General features: G+C 72.7%; 2 protein-coding genes. Both read right to left on the reverse strand.

Features of this window, described 5'->3' with window-relative positions:
* Positions 1-1,427: M64 family metallopeptidase (locus tag Q7W29_14635; protein ID MDO9173058.1), on the reverse strand; the 1,427-nt coding region annotated here is incomplete at its 3' end.
* Positions 1,424-2,533 (reverse strand): Fic family protein, encoded by a 1,110-nt coding sequence (locus Q7W29_14640; protein ID MDO9173059.1) that lies wholly within the window; start codon positions 2,531-2,533, stop codon positions 1,424-1,426. The genes Q7W29_14640 and Q7W29_14635, both read right to left, overlap by 4 nt.
* Between the last annotated feature and the right edge of the window lie 191 nt (positions 2,534-2,724).

Raw genomic sequence — 2,724 nt, forward strand, 5'->3', positions numbered from 1 at the left:
CAGAACGACTTGAGCCCCTTGGTGAACATGATGCAGTCGAGCTGCGCGCGGTACATGCCCTCGTTGCAGTAGCCCGCACCCTCGAAGGCGCCGACGACCCCTCCCAGGCCCGACTTCGCGAACCAGGCGTCGAGCTCACGCTGGTGGGTGAGCGACAGCTCCTCCCCCGCCGCCACGGCCGCGTCCACCTCGGCCTGCGGCGCGCCGGCGCGCATCAGCTTCGCGATCAGATCGGTGTTCTCGCCGCGCCGCTGCTGGTAGACGGCGTCCGCGGCGTCGTGCTCGGCCTTGGGCCAGACCGTGGGCACGGCCGCGCCCGCAGTGGCGAGGTCGCCCCACTTCAGGCCGCCGGGGGCGAGCAGGGCGGTGATGTTGCGCTCGCGGGGCTCGACGCCGCGCGGGTAGAAGTCGTTGTAGGCGGTGCTGGAGGAGTAGTACTCGTCCGCGAGGCCGGCGAAGCCGTGGCCGAACTCGTGCACGAAGACGTAGGGGCTCCACTGGTTGTCGCTGGTGAAGGTGTTGAACAGGTTGTAGATGCCGCCCCCGCCGTAGCGCTCGTGGTTGACCATGATCGACACCACGTCGTAGGGGACGCAGGCGGCCGCCTCGCGCAGCGCGCGGTTGTCCTCGGTGAGCAGGTAGCGCTCCGAGCCCAGGGAGTTGAAGGTGCAGCCCAGGGCGGTGTTGCGGTGGACGCCGCGCTCGGGCTCGTCGCAGCCGCTCTGCTGCGAGGGCCGCAGCACGCCGCGCACGTTGATCCGGCTGGCCAGGGAACGGAAGGGCTCCTGCCCCAGCAGGATGTCCGCGAAGCGCCGCACGTCGCGGTCGAACTTCTCGGCCTCGGCCGCGGTGTAGCCCTCGCCGAGGATGGCGATGTCCAGGCAGGCGTGCGGGTCGCCGGCGAAGACCGCCTCGACGACGATCGCGTCCGCGGGCAGCGGGTCGCGCCGGACCTCGACCGCGGCCGGGTCGATCTCCTGCGCGAAGATCTCCGCCATGGTCCCGTCGGCGCGCCGCGCCTCCAGGGAGAAGCGGATCGGCGCCTTGGGCAGGGGCATCAGCACCGACTCGTGGTAGGTGCGGCGCACGCCCGCAGCGGCGGGGCCGGTGGTCGCCCACTCGCCGAAGTAGGAGTCGAAGCCGCGCGAGAAGATCACCTCGCCGGTGGCGACGTCCGTCGCGACCGCCAGGTAGCGCCCCAGGTCCAGGCAGTCGACCAGGTGCACGAGGTTGCCCGCCCAGGTCCCCTGGCGGTGCACGCGGTCCAGGGCGACGATCTCCTCGCCGGCGGCGCCGGTGTGGAAGTAGTCGACGCGCAGCGTCTCGTCGCGGAAGCGGTCGGCGAAGGCCGGGACGGTGTCCGCGGCGGCGGCGACTGCGAGCAGGAGGGACAGCGTCATCGTCGCGGCCAGGATCGCTCTTTTCATCGATCTTCGCTCCGGGTTGCGGGGATGGAGGATTCGGCGTCGCCCGGCAGCTCGTACCAGGTGCCCTTGCGCTGCCCGCGACGGGCGAGCCGGCCCTCGGCGACCAAGCGCTGCAGGTGGGCCTTGACGGTGTTGCGGTTCGCGCCCGTCAGGGCCGTCGCCGCGCGCACCGTGACGCGGCCGTGCGAGCGGACCGCGGCGAAGATCATCTCGGACAGCGGCGGCAGGGGCGCCATCCGCTGTTCCTGGTCGATCCGCTGCATGAGGTTCGTCACCTGGCGGGCCAGGCAGTCCAGGAAGAAGGCGGACCAGGCGGCGTTCGCGGCGCCATCCTCCCCGGCCCCGGCATCGCGCAGGCGGCGCGCGGCCTCGTCGTAGGCGGCGCGCTCGTCCTCGAAGACTCGGTCCAGGGAAGCGCTGGTCGCGTAGGCGTAGCCGTGCTTGAGCAGCAGCAGGGTCGCGAGCAGGCGCGACAGCCGGCCGTTGCCGTCCTGGAAGGGCTGGATGGCGAGGATGCCGCCGGTGACCGCGGCGATGGCGAGCAGGGGGTGGACGCGGTCGCCGTCGAGATCCGCGGCCGCGTCGGCGAGCAGCGCGGCGAGACGACGCGACGGTTCGGGATCGGCGCCGGAGGGTGCAGCGTCGGGGGGCGCCGCGTCGGGGACGGCGGGGACGGCCTCGAGGAAGACGTCCTGCGGCAGCGGCTGGCTGCGCGGGCGGCCGCGGTGGCGGGCGTCGCGCTCGGCGTGGCGCAGCAGGAACCCGTGCAGCAGGCGCACGTGGTGCTCGGTCAGGCCGATGTCGCGCCAGGATTTGACGACCATCTCGAGGGCGTCGGCGCAGCCGGCCGCCTCCTGCTCGTCGCGCGAGGCGAAAGCGCGGGCCTGGGGGCCGAAGAGCAGCCGCTCGACGGCGCGGTCGTCCATGGCCGCGCCGTCGAGGCGGATCGACGAGCCGACCGTCTCGACCGTGGCCACGCGCTGCAGGGCCGCCAACCGTTCCGGGGGCAGGATCCCCGGGCGCGACCAGCGGCCCTTGAACTCATCGACGGTGCCGACGGCACGCAGCATGCCGGGCGTGATGATCTCGGTGTGCCTACCCTCCATGGCGGCGGCTCCTTGGGCTGTTCCGGTTGCTTGGGGGTTATGGGGTTGGTCGACACGATGGGCGAGTCTTCACCCCGGTGCGGGGGGACGCTCGTCGGCCACATCCTGTGGCCGGCTCGCTCGACTTCCAGGCTGCCCCGCCATCCGTGGCGGGGCAGCCTTGCAGACGCCCCCCGAACCGGGGTGAAGAC

The organism is bacterium (assembly GCA_030654305.1).
Lineage (GTDB): Bacteria > Krumholzibacteriota > Krumholzibacteriia > LZORAL124-64-63 > LZORAL124-64-63 > PNOJ01.

Bases quoted from the DNA above. Each gene is read 5' to 3' on its own strand.
- Q7W29_14640 (MDO9173059.1), bottom strand. From the start codon at position 2,533: ATGGAGGGTAGGCACACCGAGATCATCACGCCCGGCATGCTGCGTGCC.